Here is a 14,908-nt window from a genome sequence, read left to right as displayed (position 1 = left end):
TGAACGCGGCGCGCCGATTCAACGCAGATCGGGCGGAGTCGCCTCTGCCTTCAGCATCGCGATCGCCTCGTCGAGCGGCATCACGCGCTGGCCTTCCTGGCCCAGCGTGCGAATCGCGACCGTGCCTTCCTCGGCCTCGCGCTTGCCGATCACCAGCAGGTGCGGAACCTTCGCCAGCGAATGTTCGCGCACCTTGTAGTTGATCTTCTCGTTGCGCGTGTCTGCTTCGGCGCGGAGACCTGCGGCACCCAGCTTCGCGACCACATCCTGCGCATAGCCGTCGGCGTCCGACACGATGGTCGCGACCACCGCCTGTACCGGTGCCAGCCACAGCGGGAAGCGCCCGGCATGATGCTCGATCAAGATGCCGATGAAGCGTTCGAACGTGCCTAGGATCGCGCGGTGGAGCATAACCGGGCGGTGGCGCTGGCCGTCCTCGCCGACATAGCTGGCGTCGAGCCGCTCGGGCAGCACTTCGTCCGCCTGGATCGTGCCGACCTGCCAGGTGCGGCCGATCGCGTCGGTCAGATGGAATTCCAGCTTGGGCGCGTAGAAGGCGCCTTCGCCTTCAAGCTCTTCCCAGCCATAGTCCTCGGTATCGCGCCCGGCGGCGTGCACGGCATCGCGCAGCACCTGCTCGGCATTGTCCCACATCTCTTCGCTGCCGAAGCGCTTCTCGGGGCGCAGCGCCAGCTTGATCGCATATTTGTCGAAGCCGAGATGCTTGTAGACGCTGTCGAGCAGGTCGCAGAACTGGCGGATCTCCTCGATCAGCTGGTCCTCGCGCACGAAGATATGCGCGTCGTCCTGCGTGAACTGGCGCACGCGCATGATGCCGTGCAGCGCGCCGTGCGGCTCGTTGCGGTGGCAGCAGCCGAATTCGGCCATGCGGATGGGCAGGTCGCGATAGCTCTTGATCCCCTGGCGGAAGATCAGGACGTGCGCCGGGCAGTTCATCGGCTTGAGCGCCATCAGATCGGCCTTGCCCGACAGCACGGGGCCGTCCTCCTCGGTCGAAGGGATCTCGTCGGGGACGACGAACATATTCTCGCGATATTTGCCCCAGTGGCCAGATTGTTCCCACTGGCGCGCGTCCATCAGCTGCGGGGTCTTGACCTCGACATAGCCCGCCGCATCGAGCCGGCGGCGCATATAGGCCTCCAGCTGGCGCCAGATGATATAGCCCTTGGGGTGCCAGAAGACGCTGCCCTGCGCTTCGGACTGGAGGTGGAACAGGTCCATCTCCTGCCCGATCTTGCGGTGATCGCGCTTGGCTGCTTCCTCCAGCCGGTGGAGATGCGCGTCGAGCTGCTTCTTGTTGAGCCAGCCCGTGCCGTAGATGCGCGAGAGCATCGCGTTTTTCTGGTCGCCGCGCCAATAGGCGCCCGACACGCGCGTCAGCTTGAATGCCTGCGGATCGAGCTTGCCCGTCGAGGCGAGGTGCGGGCCGCGGCACATGTCGAGCCAGTCGCTGCCCGACCAATAGACCGTCAGCTCGTCGCCCTCGGGAAGCTCGGCGGCCCATTCGGCCTTGAAGCTCTCGCCTTGCTCCCGCCACCGCGCGATCAGCGCCTCGCGGCTCCACACTTCGCGCTTCAGCGGCTTGTCGGCGGCGATGATGCGACGCATCTCGGCCTCGATCGCCGGCAGGTCCTCCTCGGTGAAGGGGCGGTCCCTGGGTGCGAAGTCGTAATAGAAACCGTCGTCGGTCGACGGGCCGAAAGTGATCTGCGTGCCGGGGAACAGCGTCTGCACGGCTTCCGCCAGCACATGGGCATAATCGTGCCGCGCGAGCTCGATCGCATCGGCCTCGTCGCGCGCCGTTACCAGCGCCAGCGTCGAATCCTGGTCGATCGGCCGGGCGATGTCGCGCAGCTCGCCATCGACGCGCGCCGCGATCGCCGCCTTGGCCAGCCCCGGCCCGATCGCCGCAGCCACATCCGCCGGGGTAGTGCCGCGCGGCATCTCGCGCACGGAACCGTCGGGCAGGCTGATCTTGATCATCTCGGACATGGAAGTGGTCTTGCCTTGGCTAAGGATTGCGTGTTTGCGCGCGGCTTATGCCCGCGCCGCCCCGATATAGGCAAGCCGCGCGCAATTTTCCGCTTTCTTCGCGTGCGCCGGGGATTTTTTCCGTGCGATCCGCGCGTTCAGCGGCTATCGTTGCTCCCTCTCAACAGCCCATGGGACGACTGATGCTGAACCGGCTTTTTCGCGACCATCCCGCCGAAGTCGGCGAAACCTATGGCGAACATTTCGCGGCGGCGGGCGGCTTCGGCACGCGGATGGTCGTAGGCGGCGTCGCCTGCATGATCCATGCGGTGGTCCCGGGCATGTTCGTCACCACCGGCAGCGGCATGGTGAAGAAGCTCTATGACGAGATGGTCGCGAAGCGCGATGCCAAGCGCCGCGCCAATATCGAGGTCCAGTCGATCGAATGGGTGATCTGATCGCGCCCGATGGGGGCGTGACGGGCTGGCTGGATCGCGGCGACGGCGTGCGCCTTGCCTTTGCGAAGCGCGAAGGGGCGGGGCCGACCATCCTGTTCCTGCCGGGTTACATGTCGGACATGACAGGCGGCAAGGCGCTGGCGCTCGATCGCTGGGCAGCAGGGCTTGGCCGCGCGATGCTCCGCTTCGACTATACGGGCTGCGGCGCCAGCGAAGGCGATTTCGAGACCGCGACGCTCGCGCGCTGGCGCGACGATGCGCTGGCGATGATCGACGGGCTGACCGATGGACCGATGATTCTCGTCGGTTCCTCGATGGGCGGCTGGATCATGCTCCTCGCGGCGCTGGCGCGGCCCGATCGCATCGCCGGTCTCGTCGGCATCGCCGCTGCGCCTGATTTCACCGATTGGGGGTATAGCGAGGCACAGAAGCTGGAAATCCTCTCGCACGGCCGTCTCGAACAAGCGTCGGACTATGCGCCGACGCCTACCGTCACAACGCGCGCCTTCTGGCAATCGGGCGAAGCGCACCGCCTGCTCCAGGGCGAGATTGCGATCGACTGCCCGGTCCGGCTGCTCCACGGCCAGCGCGATCCCGACGTGCCCTGGCACCATGCGCTTCACCTCGCTGAACGGCTCCGTTCAGCCGATGTGCAGACGCTTCTCGTCAAGGACGGCGACCACCGCCTGTCGCGCGATCAGGATATCGCGCTGATGCTGGCGACCGTCGAGGCGCTTTGCTGATGTTCCCCATCCTCCTTCTCCTCGCGGCCGAAACGCAGGCCGCTTCGCCCCCTGCGGCACTTCCCGCCGCGCCGCCGACCAACCAGGAGCTGCTCGACCTGTGCCTCGGCTCGGTCGCCGCCGATCCCGACAAGGCGATCGTCGAGGCCAATAACTGGCATCTGCGCGGCGGCGGTGCGCTTGCGCGCCAGTGCCTCGGCGTCGCCTATGCCAAGAAGCTGCAATGGGCTGCTGCCGCGACCGCTTTCGAACAAGGCGCGCGCGAGGCGGAGATTTCGCGCGAGGCGCCTGCCGCCGATCTGTGGATGCAGACGGGCAATGCGCGGCTGGCGGGCGGCAACGCCGCCGGCGCGCGCGCGGCCTTCGATGCAGCGATGGCGCGCGGCGAGCTCGTCGGCCCGTCGCTGGGCGAGGCCAGCCTCGATCGCGCGCGCGCGTCGGTCGCGATGGGCGATCTCAAGGCGGCCCGCGCCGATCTCGATCTCGCGATCCAGCGCGTGCCCGATGATCCGCTGGCCTGGCTTCTCTCGGCGACGCTCGCACGCCGGCAGGGCGATCTTGCCCGCGCGCAGAAGGATATCGGCGAAGCGGCAAAGCGATCGCCCGACGATGCCTCGGTCGCGCTCGAGGCCGGCAATATCGCGATCCTCTCCAACGCGCCCGATGCCGCGCGCGCCGCCTGGCAAGGCGCAATCACCAACCAGCCCGGCAGCACGGCCGCCGAGGCCGCCGCCGCCAGCCTCAAGCAGCTCGACGCGGAAAAGCCGAAATCCTGACCGGTGCCGGAAATGCGCATCGGGCCGCATTTTCAAACCGACGTCCGGCGCCTATGAAGGGCGCATGAAATATCTCCATACGATGATCCGCGTCTCGGACCCTGAGGCGACGATGCGCTTCTTCGATCTGCTCGGCCTGAAGCTGGTGCGGCGAATGGACAGCGAGCAGGGACGTTTCACCCTCTATTATCTGGCCGCGCCGGGCGACGAGGATGCGCAGGTCGAGCTGACGCACAACTGGGATCAGGAAACATATTCGGGCGGCCGTAATTTCGGCCACATCGCCTATCAGGTCGACGATATCTACGCGACTTGCCAGCGGCTTATGGATGCGGGCGTGACGATCAACCGCCCGCCGCGCGACGGCCATATGGCCTTCATCCGCACGCCGGACGGCATTTCGATCGAACTGCTGCAGAACGGCCATCTGGAACCGGCCGAGCCATGGGCGTCGATGCCCAGCACGGGAAGCTGGTAAGACGATGAGCGGCTGGCCCGACCCCGCGCTGCTGGCGAGGGTCGGGATGTCGGTTCCGATCGTTCAGGCGCCGATGGCGGGGGCGGGCGGCGTCTCGCTCGCCGTCGCCGCGATCGAGGCGGGCGCGCTCGGCTCCCTGCCCTGCGCGATGCTGTCGCCCGATGCCGTGCTCGATCAGGTGGCGGCGGTCCGCCAGCGCGTCGCCGGGCCGGTCAATCTCAATTTCTTCTGCCACCGCCTCGGCATGCCGCCCGACGATACGGCATGGCGCGCACTGCTCGCGCCTTATTATGCCGAATATGGCGTCTGCTATCCCGACGATCCCCCGCCGCTCCGCCAACCCTTTGACGACGCGATGTGCGCGGCGGTCGAGGAAGCGCGGCCTGAAGTCGTCAGTTTCCATTTCGGCCTGCCCGATCCAGCGCTGCTCGATCGCGTGAAGGCGGCCGGCGCCTTCGTCATCGCCAGCGCGACCAGCCTCGATGAGGCGCGCATGCTTGCCGACCGGGGCGTCGATGCCCTGATCGCACAGGGGTGGGAGGCGGGCGGTCATGCCAGCTACGCGCTGCCCAACGACGGCAGCGACCATATGGGGCTGTTCGCGCTGCTGCCGCAGATGGTCGACGCGGTGACTGTGCCGGTGATCGCGGCGGGCGGAATCGGCGATGCGCGTGGGATCGCCGCCGCGCTCACGCTGGGGGCGAGCGCGGTGCAGATGGGCACGGCCTATCTCCACACGCCCGAAAGCCTGATCGGCGAAGCGCACCGGGCGCTGTTGTCGAGCGAGGCGGCCGAACATACGCAGTTCACCAATATGATGACCGGCGGGCTCGCGCGCGGGCTGCCCAACCGATTGATGATGGAGCAGGGGCCGACGAGCGCGGACGCGCCGCCTTTCCCCTATGCCGCCACCGCGCTCGCGCAGTTGCGCCGCACGGCCGAGGCAGCCGGCGATCCCGCCTTCTCGCCGCTCTGGGCGGGGCAGGGGGCGGGGCTGGGCGTCTCGGGCGAGCCGGCGCGGCTGCTCACCGAAAGACTGGCGCGCGAGGCGCTGGCGATCCTCGCGGCACGCGCCTAGCATGGCGGCCATGCTCGATATTGTCCGCATCCCCGTCCTCAGCGACAATTATGTCTGGCTCGCGCATGATGCGGCGAGCGGCGAGACGGTGGTCGTCGATCCCGCCGTCGCGCAGCCCGTGCTCGATGCGGCGGCGGCACGCGGCTGGCGCATCACCCAGATCTGGAATACCCACTGGCACCCCGATCACACCGGCGGCAACGCCGGGATCAAGGCGGCGACGGGCTGCGCGATCACTGGCCCCGCGGCCGAGGCGGAACGCATCCCGACGCTCGACCGGCTGGTGGACGAGGGCGATCGGGTAAGCCTTGGCGATCATGTCGCCGATGTGCTTGCGGTCCCAGCGCATACTGCCGGGCACATCGCCTATCATCTGCCCGACGATGGACTGATCTTCGTCGGCGATACCCTGTTCGCCATGGGCTGCGGCCGGCTTTTCGAGGGAACGGCGGATCAGATGTTCGCCAATATGCAGCGGTTGAAAACGCTGCCGGGCGAGACCGCCGTCTACTGCGCGCACGAATATACCCAGTCCAACGGCCGCTATGCGCTCGTCGCGGAGCCGGGCAACCAGGCGATCGCCGATCGCATGAAGACGGTCGACGCCGCGCGCGCGCTTGGCGAGGCGACGGTGCCGACGACGATCGCGCTCGAACGTGCGACCAATCCGTTCATGCGCGCCGCCGATGCCGCCGAGCTCGCCGAACGCCGCGCCGCTAAGGATGCGTTCAGGAGCGAGATGGTCTAAACTCTGCGCGTGGGGCGACTGACCATGGAGATCGATATGCGCCGCCTGCCACTTTTCATCGCCGCCGCCGGCCTCGCTGCCATTGCGGGCGGCACCGCCGTCGTCGCGTCGAGCGCTGCGCCGCCCCTCAGCGCCAAGGATCAGACGAAGCTCGACAAGGCGCTTGCCGGCAAGACGGCGGGGTCGTCGCAGACCTGCATCCCGCTGACGCAGATCCGCGACACCATCTATGTCGGAAACCGGACGATCCTCTACCGGGTCAGCTCCAACCTCGTTTATCGCAACGATCCGCCGGGCGGCTGCCCGGGCCTGCGCGAGGGCAGCGGCCTCATCACCCGCACCACCACCGGGCAGCTCTGCTCGGGCGACATCGCGCAGGTGCGTGATTTCTCGGCAGGTTTCAGCGCAGGCTCCTGTGCGCTGGGCGATTTCACGCCCTATCGAACGGCCAAATGACTTGCGTCCTTTCCGGCCGGCGGCTTAGCGTCCCGGCCGGAAAGGACGGGGTCGATGCGCAGAATCATTATTTTGGTGGCAGCGGCGCTCGCGGCCATCCCGGCTTTCGCACTGGCGGCCGGGGTCGATCCGCTCGCCGAGCTTGACGCGCTGTTCAAGGGCCGCGCCCCCGAGGCGCCGGTCGATTGCGTCCAGCTTCGCGGCAGCTACGGCCTCCGGATCGTCGGCACGACCACGATCGTCATCCGCCACCGCAACGGGCTGATCTATCGCAGCGATCCGCCGGGCGGCTGCCCATTCCAGCGCGGCAGCTATCAGCTCGCGACCAACCCCAGCGACGTTCGCTTGTGCGAGGGCAACCCCGTCGGCGTCGTCGATGTCGAGCGCGGCGTTCAGATCGGCGCGTGCAATGTCGGCCAGTGGACGCCCTATCGCCGGATCGGTGACAAGGCGTCCAATCCCTAGGCTCGATCGACTAAAGCGGAGGCCGCACCGGCCCGCTCCCCCGCCTGATCCGGCTTTGCTGGATCAGCCTCGATAAAGCCCGTCCAGCCGCGTGCCATAGGCCGCGCGCAGCACATGGCGGCGGACCTTCATCGATGGCGTCATCTGTTCATTCTCGACGGTGAAGGGCTCGTCGGCGATGATGATGCTGCGCACGCGCTCGATGACCGAAAGGTCGCGATTGACCCGGTCGACCGCCGCCATCACCGCCGCGCGATACTGCGGATTGTCGGCCAGCGCGCGGAAATCGAGCTTATAGTCGTTGGCGATCGCCCATTCGGCGGTCCATTCGGGATCGGGAACGATCAGCGCGACGACATAGGGCTTGCGGTCGCCATAGATCATCGCCTGCATGATCTCGGGCTGGAGGGTGAGGATGCCCTCCACCTTCTGCGGAGCGATATTGTCGCCCTTGTCGTTGATGATCAGATCCTTCTTGCGATCGGTGATCCTGATCCGGCCCTTTTCGTCGATCTCGCCGATGTCGCCGGTGTGGAGCCATCCGTCCTTCAGCGCGCGGGCCGTCTCGGCCTCGTTGCGCCAATAGCCGTGCATCACCAGCTCGCCGCGCACCAGTATCTCGCCGTCCTCGGCAATCCGCACCTCGGTATCGGGCAGCGGCGGGCCGACCGTATCCATCTTGATCCCCGCCTTGGGGCGGTTGCACGAGATGACGGGCGCCGCCTCGGTCTGCCCATAGCCCTGCAGCAGGGTTAGGCCGAGCGAGTGGAAGAAGGTGCCGATCTCGGGATTGAGCGGGGCGCCGCCCGAAACGAGCGCCTTGATTCGCCCGCCGAAGCGCTTCTGCACCTTGGGGCGCAGCGTCTTGCCGATGAAGAAGTCCATCGGCGCATCCCAGAAGGGGCGCTTTCCCGCCAGTTCCTTCGCCCCGATCGCCAGCGCGCGGCGCAGCAGCCCCGGCCCCGCGCCGCCCTGTTTCTCGATCGCTTTCACCATCCGCTGGCGCAGCACCTCGAACAGGCGGGGGACGACGACCATGATCGTCGGGCGCACTTCCTCGATATTGGCGGCGAGCTTCTCCAGCCCTTCAGCATAATAGATTTGCGCACCCAGCCCGATCGGGAAAAATTGGCCGCCCGAATGCTCATAGGCGTGGCTCAACGGCAGGAAGGACAGGAAGACCTCGTCATCCCATCCGAAATCCTCCGAGATCACGGCGATGCAGCCCGCGACATTGTGGAGGATCGCGCCATGATGCTGGCGCACCCCGCGCGGCGCGCCGCCGGTGCCGCTGGTGTAGATGATGCAGGCCAGATCCTCGCGCGCGAAGGTCGCCTCGGCCCGCGTCGCCTCCACATCGGGCGTCTCGGCGGCGATCAGCGCCGACCAGTCGTGGAAATCGATGCTCCCGCTCTGCGCGAAACGCAGCGGCTCGATCCCGATCAGCGCTTCCAGATTGGTCGCGCGGAGCGCCGCTGGCATCAGCGTGCGCGCCAGCTTGTCGGTCGAGACGATCACCGCCTTCGCGCCCGAATTCTCCAATATATGGTGATGGTCGCGCTCGGTATTGGTGGTGTAGGTCGGCACGGTCACGCAGCCCGCGGCCATGATCGCCAGGTCGGCGATGCACCATTCGGGGCGATTTTCCGAAACGAGCATCACACGGTCTCCCGGCTTGAGCCCGATGCTCTTGAGCGCCTTGGCCAGTGAGGAGACCTGCCGCGCCGTCTCCGCCCAGCTCTGCGATTGCCAGCGTCCGTCGGCCTTGCGCCACAGGAAAGGCGCGTCGCCCTTCTCCGCCGCGCGCGTGAAGAACAGGGCAACCAGATTGGGGAAATGCTCCAGATAGCGCATCATCTCTCCGGGATATTGTTTGAGCATATATGTAGCCGACCGCACCGGCGGGTCCAGCGCGGTTTACGTAGCGTCGGGCAGCGCCGCCTGCTCCGATCCTCTATTGAGGCAGCACTTCGCCTTCGCTGCGTGGGTCAGCGCCGCCGGCCCAGCCGGCCGCGGTGCGCTCGGCATCGTTGGCCTTGCCCCAGACCGACTGGCTGACGACACGGTGGCCGAGTTGCTCCAGCGTGGGAATCATCGGCACCAGCGACGATCCATCCTCGACGACCACTGTCGTTCCGCTGAAGAAGATGTTGGGCGCCGCCACGGCCTCTTGCGCGCTCTGCCCCCAGTCGATCCACGCGACCAGCGCCTTCAGCACCTGCATGATGATCGTCTTGCCGCCCGCGGCGCCCGTGGTGAACACCGGCTTGCCCTGCGCGTCATAGACGATCACCGGCGACATGGACGACAGCGGCCGCTTGCCTGCCTCGATCCGGTTGGCAACGGGCGCGCCGTCCTTCGAGGGTGCGAAGCTGAAATCGGTCAACTCGTTGTTGAGCACGAAGCCGTTGGCGACGAGCTGGCTGCCGAACGGACCCTCGACCGTCGAGGTCATCGTCGCGACATTGCCCCCGGCATCCACGGCGACGAAATGGGTGGTGCCGCTCACCTCGCCCGGAATGGCGGCGGTGCGCGCTTCGGCCCCCGGCGGCGCTCCGGCCTCGTAGCGGCCAAGTGTCGCGTCGGGCGAGATCAGCCTGGATCGCGAGGCAATATAGGCGCGGTCGAGCAGCCCCTGCACGGGCACTTTCACGAAATCGCTGTCGCCCAGATATTTGTCGCGATCGGCATAGGCGAGCATCATCGCCTCGGCGATCAGGTGCCACGACGTGGGATTGTCCTTGCCCAGCGCCTTCATGTCGAAGCGCTCGAGCATCCCCAATATCTGGAAAACGGTGGTCGCGCCCGACGAAGGCGGCCCCATGCCACAGATGCGATACTGGCGATAAGGCGCGCAGACGGCGGGGCGTTCCTTGGCGCGATAGGCGGCAAGATCGGCTTCGGTCAGCGCCGTCGGATGGCGCGGCGCGTTGGCGATGGCGGCGCTGATCGCGCGCGCATTGTCGCCGCGATAGAAGGCGTCGGGCCCTTTGGCCGCGATCTCGCGCAGCAGCGCCGCCAGTTTAGGATTGCGCAGCGTCGTCCCCACGGCGGGGGCCTTGCCGTCGACCAGATAGATGCTCGCAATCTCCGGAAAGCCGCTCCACAGCGGCGCGAGGCCACCGATCCGCGAATTCATCGTCTTGTTGACGACAAAGCCCTGCTCGGCCAGCCGGATCGCCGGCTCGAACAATTTGGCCCAGGGCAGCTTGCCCCATTTGGCGTGGACCATCTGCATCAGGCGGACATTGCCGGGCACGCCGACCGAAATCCCGCCGGGCACGGCCTCGCGCATCGTCATCAGCGTGCCGTCGGGATTGAGGAAGCGGTCGGGCGTCGCAGCGGCGGGCGCTTTTTCGCGGCCATCTATCGTCCCTGGCTTTCCGGTCTTCGCATCATGATAGATGAAGAAGCCGCCGCCGCCGATCCCGCTCGATTGCGGCTCGACCACGGTCAGCGCCAGCATCATCGCCATCGCGGCGTCGGCGGCGCTGCCGCCTTCGCGCAATATCGCGCGCCCTGCCTCGCTCGCGCGCGGATCGGCGGACGAGACGACGCCTTCGGCGGCGAATGCGGGCGGCAGGATCGCGAAGAAGAGCGCGAGGACGAGCGAGAGGCGCTTGAACATATCGCGCCTGATAATGCCTAAACGGCGTCGGCGCCAACCGCCTGTGCGATGCTGGTGAAACCGTCGCGTGCCAGCAGCGTCTTCAGTCCCGTCGCGATGCGCTTCGCCAGCCCCGGCCCCTCATAGACCAATGCGCTGTAGAGCTGGATCAGGTCGGCCCCGGCGCGGATGCGCGCATAGGCGTCCTCGGCGCTGGCGATCCCGCCCGCCGCGATCAGCGGCATCGTCCCGCCCGTCGCCGTGCGGAAGGCGATCAGCCGGTCGAGCGCGAGCGGGGCGAGCGGCGCGCCCGACAGGCCACCGCTCTCGCCGGCCTGCGACGATCGCAGCGCCGGGCGCTGGATCGTGGTGTTGGACACGATCAGCGCGTCGATCCCCCGTCCGGCGGCGATCCGCGCGATCGCATCGACATCGGCATTTTCGAGATCGGGCGCGACCTTGAGGAAGACGGGCGGACCCGCCCCGCGCGATTCCATCACGGCCGCGAGCAGTTCGTCGAGCGCGCCTGCATCCTGCAGCGCGCGCAGCCCCGGCGTGTTGGGCGAGCTGATATTGACGGTCAGATAATCCGCGACCGCCAGCATCGTCTTCACGCCCAGCGCATAGTCGGCGATCCGGTCGGCCGAATCCTTGTTCGCCCCGATATTGACGCCCACGATCCCGCGCTGCGCGGGCAGCGCCTCCAGCCGCGCCAGCGCCGCATGCTGGCCGCCATTGTTGAAACCCATGCGGTTGATCACCGCCAGATCCTCGCTCAGCCGGAACAGGCGCGGCCTGGGATTGCCCTCCTGCGGCAGCGGGGTCAGCGTGCCGACCTCGACGAAGCCGAACCCCATGCCCAGCATCTCGCGCGGCACCTCGGCATCCTTGTCGAAGCCCGCCGCCAGCCCGACCGGGTTGGGGAAGTCCAGCCCCGCGACTCGGGTGGCAAGCATCGGGTCGGGCGCCTGCGGCGAAGCGGCGGGCACTATCTTCAGGGCATTTATCGTCAGCCGGTGCGCCCGCTCGGGATCAACCAAATGAATGAGAGGGCGGAGGAGGGGAAAGATCATCCCGCTCCCTTAACGGATAAAATCAACCATAACACTGGCCTGGGGCGCTTTTTGGGCGGGCCGGATGTCGAATCCATCCAATACGACTCGTCCGATATGGTCATATGGGTGGCTTGCGACCCGAAGGGCTCCCATTCGATTTGGGGGTTCTTACCTTACGGCCCGGCTGGAAACAGCCGGGCCGCTTTTCTTTAACAATCTGTCGCGATAGAACGCCTGCAAGAAATAAAGATTCGGGCGCAGGGTCATGGCAGCCATATCCTTGGAATATGCGGCCCCCGAGGCTGATCTCCGGGACTATGTCTCGGTCTTTTACGATTTTCGCGCAGATATTCCGCTGTTTCAGGATGAAGAACGCGCCGATCTCGCCCAGTTTCGCTTTCTCTTGAGTCCGGGTTCAGGTGAATATCATTTCGCAGACGGAACGTCTCAGGCTGCCGCAGCGATCCAGATTCTTGGTCCGACTACCGGTGTTACGCGTGTTCGAGTCCAGGGTCCTGTCGATGTCTTCGGCGCGGGGCTTCTGCCGGCGGGCTGGGCGGCATTGATGGGCACCGATGCTTCGGCGATGGTCAATCGCATGATCGATGCGACCGCGATCTTCGGGCGCTCGCTTGCCGTTTACGCCGATCGATTGCGCGCGGCCGCCACGCTCTGTGATCGTGCCGTGATCGGGAATGAGATGGTTCACGCGCTCGTCGCCGACGCGGCCGAGACGCCGGGCGGCTTCACGCGCATGGTCGATCGCTGGCTGGCGAGCGCGGCTTCGCCCGATATCGATTGCCTCGTTGCGCAATCGGGCCTGTCGCGCCGCCAGATCGAGCGGCTGTGCAAGCGCTTCTACGGCGTCCCGCCCAAGCTGCTCGCGCGCAAATACCGGGCCCTGCGCGCCGCCGTCGCGATGGCGCGCGGCGAGGCCGAGCTTGGCGATGTGCTCGACCGCGGTTTCTACGATCAGTCGCACTTCATCCGCGAGGTGAAGCAGTTCACCGGCATCACGCCCAGGAAATTCGCCGAAGATCTGCCGACGCTCGCGCGGCTCACGCTCAAGCGTGGGGCGTTCGAGGAATTGAGCCCGCTTGTCACCGATACATGACTTGACGTAGGGGCGTCGGGCGACCACATGCCAATCGGATCGAATCAGTCCGATTAGGTTTTCAGGTGCGTCTTTCCAGCTTCGCCGACTATGCCGTCGTCATCATGTCCGCCGCCGCGCGCGCGCCGGGCGATGCGCGCCTGTCCGCCGCGATGCTGGCCGACGAGACCGGAATTCCGCTCCCCACCACGCAGAAGCTGATGGGCAGGCTCGCCTCGGCGGGGCTGTTCAGTTCGGCGCGCGGCTCGGGCGGCGGTTTCATGCTGGCGCGCCCCGCTGCCGCGATCAGCCTTGCGGACATTATCGAAGCGGTCGAGGGACCGATCGCGCTTACCCCCTGCTCCGGGGAGGGGCGCCATGATTGCGCGCTCGAACCCGGCTGCCGGGTCAAGCCGCATCTCGGCGCCGTCAGCGGTGCGGTGCGCGGCGCGTTGTCGGGCGTCACGCTCGAAACGCTGGCTGGAGACAATTGATGGCGACGCGTAACCAGGAAGCCCATGATGCGGTGAACCGCAAATATGAATGGGGTTTCTCCAGCGACATCGAGCAGGATTTCGCGCCCAAGGGGCTGAGCGAGGATACCGTCCGCTTCATCTCGGCGAAGAAGGGCGAGCCCGAATGGATGCTCGACTGGCGGCTCAAGGCCTATCGCCACTGGCTGACGATGACCCCGCCCGACTGGGCGAAGCTCGACGTGCCGCCGATCGACTATCAGGACGCCTATTACTACGCCGAGCCCAAGGCCAAGCCAAAGCTCGAGAGCCTCGACGAAGTCGATCCCGAGATTCTGCGCGTCTATGAAAAGCTCGGCATCCCGCTCGAGGAGCAGAAGCTGCTCGCGGGCGTCGAGGGCGCGCGCAAGGTCGCGGTCGACGCGGTGTTCGACAGCGTCAGCGTCGCCACCACCTTCCGCAAGGAGCTTGAGGCCGCCGGCGTCATCTTCCGCTCCATCTCCGAGGCGATCCGCGAATATCCCGATCTGGTCCGCAAATGGCTGGGCAAGGTCGTGCCGATGCACGACAATTATTTCGCGGCCTTGAACTGCGCGGTCTTCTCCGACGGCACCTTCGTCTATGTGCCCAGGGGCGTGCGCTGCCCGATGGAGCTGAGCACCTATTTCCGCATCAATGCCGAGAATACCGGCCAGTTCGAGCGCACGCTGATCGTCGCCGACGACGGCGCCTACGTCTCCTATCTCGAAGGCTGCACCGCGCCGATGCGCGACGAGAACCAGCTTCACGCGGCGGTGGTCGAACTCGTCGCCTTGAACGATGCCGAGATTAAATATTCGACCGTGCAGAACTGGTATCCGGGCGACGAGAACGGCAAGGGCGGCATCTATAATTTCGTCACCAAGCGCGCGCTCTGCCAGGGCCGCAACAGCAAGGTGTCGTGGACGCAGGTCGAGACGGGCTCGGCGATCACCTGGAAATATCCGTCCTGCGTGCTCGCGGGCGAGAACAGCGTCGGCGAATTCTATTCGGTCGCGGTCACCAACAATTTCCAGCAGGCCGATACCGGCACCAAGATGATCCACCTCGGCAAGAACAGCCGGTCGACGATCGTGTCGAAGGGCATTTCGGCGGGGAAGAGCAACAACACCTATCGCGGGCTCGTCCGCGTCGGGCCGACGGCGGACAATGTCCGCAACTTTACCCAGTGTGACAGCCTGCTGCTGGGCAGCGAGTGCGGTGCCCACACCGTCCCCTATATCGAGGTGCGCAATCCTTCCGCGCAGATCGAGCATGAGGCGACGACGAGCAAGATCAGCGACGATCAGCTTTTCTACGCGATGCAGCGCGGGCTCGATCAGGAAAGCGCCGTCGCGCTCATCGTCAACGGCTTCGCCCGCGAAGTGCTGCAGCAATTGCCCATGGAGTTCGCGGTGGAGGCGCAGAAGCTGCTCGGGATCAGCCTCGAGGGGAGCGTGGGGTGACC

At 66.4% G+C, this 14,908-nt stretch carries 15 protein-coding genes; 11 read left to right on the top strand and 4 right to left on the bottom strand.

From position 1 onward, the window contains the following. Nucleotides 1–18 precede the first annotated feature (18 nt). Nucleotides 19–2,013 (bottom strand): threonine--tRNA ligase, encoded by a 1,995-nt coding sequence (thrS, locus tag AC3WT0_RS06300; protein WP_492752298.1) that lies wholly within the window; start codon nucleotides 2,011–2,013, stop codon nucleotides 19–21. 182 nt (nucleotides 2,014–2,195) lie between these two features. Between thrS and AC3WT0_RS06295 the strand changes: the two genes are divergently transcribed. From AC3WT0_RS06295 to AC3WT0_RS06260, 8 genes are all read left to right on the top strand, one after another. Next, nucleotides 2,196–2,450 carry a DUF6356 family protein gene (locus AC3WT0_RS06295; protein WP_492752296.1) on the top strand — a complete coding sequence of 85 codons (255 nt, stop codon included), beginning with the start codon at nucleotides 2,196–2,198 and terminating at the stop codon, nucleotides 2,448–2,450. Continuing rightward, on the top strand, nucleotides 2,438–3,193 hold the full coding sequence (locus AC3WT0_RS06290) for an alpha/beta hydrolase (protein ID WP_492752294.1): 756 nt from the start codon (nucleotides 2,438–2,440) through the stop codon (nucleotides 3,191–3,193). Before AC3WT0_RS06295 ends, AC3WT0_RS06290 begins: the two co-directional genes overlap by 13 nt. After that, on the top strand, nucleotides 3,193–3,969 hold the full coding sequence (locus AC3WT0_RS06285; protein ID WP_492752292.1) for a tetratricopeptide repeat protein: 777 nt from the start codon (nucleotides 3,193–3,195) through the stop codon (nucleotides 3,967–3,969). Before AC3WT0_RS06290 ends, AC3WT0_RS06285 begins: the two co-directional genes overlap by 1 nt. Nucleotides 3,970–4,033: 64 nt before the next feature. Beyond that, nucleotides 4,034–4,447 carry a VOC family protein gene (locus AC3WT0_RS06280; RefSeq protein ID WP_492752291.1) on the top strand — a complete coding sequence of 138 codons (414 nt, stop codon included), beginning with the start codon at nucleotides 4,034–4,036 and terminating at the stop codon, nucleotides 4,445–4,447. A 4-nt stretch (nucleotides 4,448–4,451) separates the two neighbouring features. After that, nucleotides 4,452–5,525, top strand: a complete 1,074-nt coding sequence (locus AC3WT0_RS06275) for an NAD(P)H-dependent flavin oxidoreductase (RefSeq protein ID WP_492752288.1) — start codon at nucleotides 4,452–4,454, stop codon at nucleotides 5,523–5,525. A gap of 10 nt (nucleotides 5,526–5,535) precedes the next feature. Further along, nucleotides 5,536–6,273 (top strand): hydroxyacylglutathione hydrolase, encoded by a 738-nt coding sequence (gene gloB / locus AC3WT0_RS06270; protein WP_492752287.1) that lies wholly within the window; start codon nucleotides 5,536–5,538, stop codon nucleotides 6,271–6,273. Nucleotides 6,274–6,309: 36 nt separating this feature from the next. Beyond that, nucleotides 6,310–6,729 (top strand): hypothetical protein, encoded by a 420-nt coding sequence (locus tag AC3WT0_RS06265; protein ID WP_492752286.1) that lies wholly within the window; start codon nucleotides 6,310–6,312, stop codon nucleotides 6,727–6,729. A gap of 54 nt (nucleotides 6,730–6,783) precedes the next feature. Next, nucleotides 6,784–7,194, top strand: a complete 411-nt coding sequence (locus tag AC3WT0_RS06260) for a hypothetical protein (RefSeq protein ID WP_492752284.1) — start codon at nucleotides 6,784–6,786, stop codon at nucleotides 7,192–7,194. 63 nt (nucleotides 7,195–7,257) lie between these two features. Here AC3WT0_RS06260 and AC3WT0_RS06255 read toward each other — a convergent pair whose 3' ends face one another. The 3 genes from AC3WT0_RS06255 to AC3WT0_RS06245 form a co-directional block, all read right to left on the bottom strand. Next, a complete protein-coding gene (locus AC3WT0_RS06255; protein ID WP_492752551.1) occupies nucleotides 7,258–9,048 on the bottom strand; it encodes an AMP-dependent synthetase/ligase in 1,791 nt (596 codons plus the stop codon). 100 nt (nucleotides 9,049–9,148) lie between these two features. After that, on the bottom strand, nucleotides 9,149–10,822 hold the full coding sequence (gene ggt / locus AC3WT0_RS06250; RefSeq protein WP_492752282.1) for a gamma-glutamyltransferase: 1,674 nt from the start codon (nucleotides 10,820–10,822) through the stop codon (nucleotides 9,149–9,151). Between the two features lie 17 nt (nucleotides 10,823–10,839). Next, a complete protein-coding gene (locus AC3WT0_RS06245) occupies nucleotides 10,840–11,874 on the bottom strand; it encodes a quinone-dependent dihydroorotate dehydrogenase (RefSeq protein ID WP_492752281.1) in 1,035 nt (344 codons plus the stop codon). A gap of 247 nt (nucleotides 11,875–12,121) precedes the next feature. Here AC3WT0_RS06245 and AC3WT0_RS06240 point away from each other — a divergent pair, with 247 nt between their 5' ends. From AC3WT0_RS06240 to sufB, 3 genes are all read left to right on the top strand, one after another. Then, nucleotides 12,122–12,970 carry a helix-turn-helix transcriptional regulator gene (locus tag AC3WT0_RS06240; RefSeq protein WP_492752280.1) on the top strand — a complete coding sequence of 283 codons (849 nt, stop codon included), beginning with the start codon at nucleotides 12,122–12,124 and terminating at the stop codon, nucleotides 12,968–12,970. 65 nt (nucleotides 12,971–13,035) lie between these two features. After that, nucleotides 13,036–13,443: an RrF2 family transcriptional regulator gene (locus AC3WT0_RS06235; protein ID WP_492752278.1), complete on the top strand. Its 408-nt coding sequence runs from the start codon at nucleotides 13,036–13,038 to the stop codon at nucleotides 13,441–13,443. Continuing rightward, a complete protein-coding gene (sufB, locus tag AC3WT0_RS06230) occupies nucleotides 13,443–14,906 on the top strand; it encodes a Fe-S cluster assembly protein SufB (RefSeq protein WP_492752276.1) in 1,464 nt (487 codons plus the stop codon). The genes AC3WT0_RS06235 and sufB overlap by 1 nt, the downstream gene beginning before the upstream one ends. Nucleotides 14,907–14,908: the final 2 nt, after the last annotated feature.

It is taken from the genome of Sphingomonas sp. EU05-FHT14C10 (assembly GCF_058790595.1).
The sequence above is the reverse complement of the archived record's forward strand: the minus strand, read 5'-3'. Positions and strand labels throughout refer to the sequence as shown.

Bases quoted from the DNA above. Each gene is read 5' to 3' on its own strand.
- thrS (WP_492752298.1), bottom strand. From the start codon at position 2,013: ATGTCCGAGATGATCAAGATCAGCCTGCCCGACGGTTCCGTGCGCGAG.
- AC3WT0_RS06295 (WP_492752296.1), top strand. From the start codon at position 2,196: ATGCTGAACCGGCTTTTTCGCGACCATCCCGCCGAAGTCGGCGAAACC.
- AC3WT0_RS06290 (WP_492752294.1), top strand. From the start codon at position 2,438: ATGGGTGATCTGATCGCGCCCGATGGGGGCGTGACGGGCTGGCTGGAT.
- AC3WT0_RS06285 (WP_492752292.1), top strand. From the start codon at position 3,193: ATGTTCCCCATCCTCCTTCTCCTCGCGGCCGAAACGCAGGCCGCTTCG.
- AC3WT0_RS06280 (WP_492752291.1), top strand. From the start codon at position 4,034: ATGAAATATCTCCATACGATGATCCGCGTCTCGGACCCTGAGGCGACG.
- AC3WT0_RS06275 (WP_492752288.1), top strand. From the start codon at position 4,452: ATGAGCGGCTGGCCCGACCCCGCGCTGCTGGCGAGGGTCGGGATGTCG.
- gloB (WP_492752287.1), top strand. From the start codon at position 5,536: ATGCTCGATATTGTCCGCATCCCCGTCCTCAGCGACAATTATGTCTGG.
- AC3WT0_RS06265 (WP_492752286.1), top strand. From the start codon at position 6,310: ATGCGCCGCCTGCCACTTTTCATCGCCGCCGCCGGCCTCGCTGCCATT.
- AC3WT0_RS06260 (WP_492752284.1), top strand. From the start codon at position 6,784: ATGCGCAGAATCATTATTTTGGTGGCAGCGGCGCTCGCGGCCATCCCG.
- AC3WT0_RS06255 (WP_492752551.1), bottom strand. From the start codon at position 9,048: ATGCGCTATCTGGAGCATTTCCCCAATCTGGTTGCCCTGTTCTTCACG.
- ggt (WP_492752282.1), bottom strand. From the start codon at position 10,822: ATGTTCAAGCGCCTCTCGCTCGTCCTCGCGCTCTTCTTCGCGATCCTG.
- AC3WT0_RS06245 (WP_492752281.1), bottom strand. From the start codon at position 11,874: ATGATCTTTCCCCTCCTCCGCCCTCTCATTCATTTGGTTGATCCCGAG.
- AC3WT0_RS06240 (WP_492752280.1), top strand. From the start codon at position 12,122: ATGGCAGCCATATCCTTGGAATATGCGGCCCCCGAGGCTGATCTCCGG.
- sufB (WP_492752276.1), top strand. From the start codon at position 13,443: ATGGCGACGCGTAACCAGGAAGCCCATGATGCGGTGAACCGCAAATAT.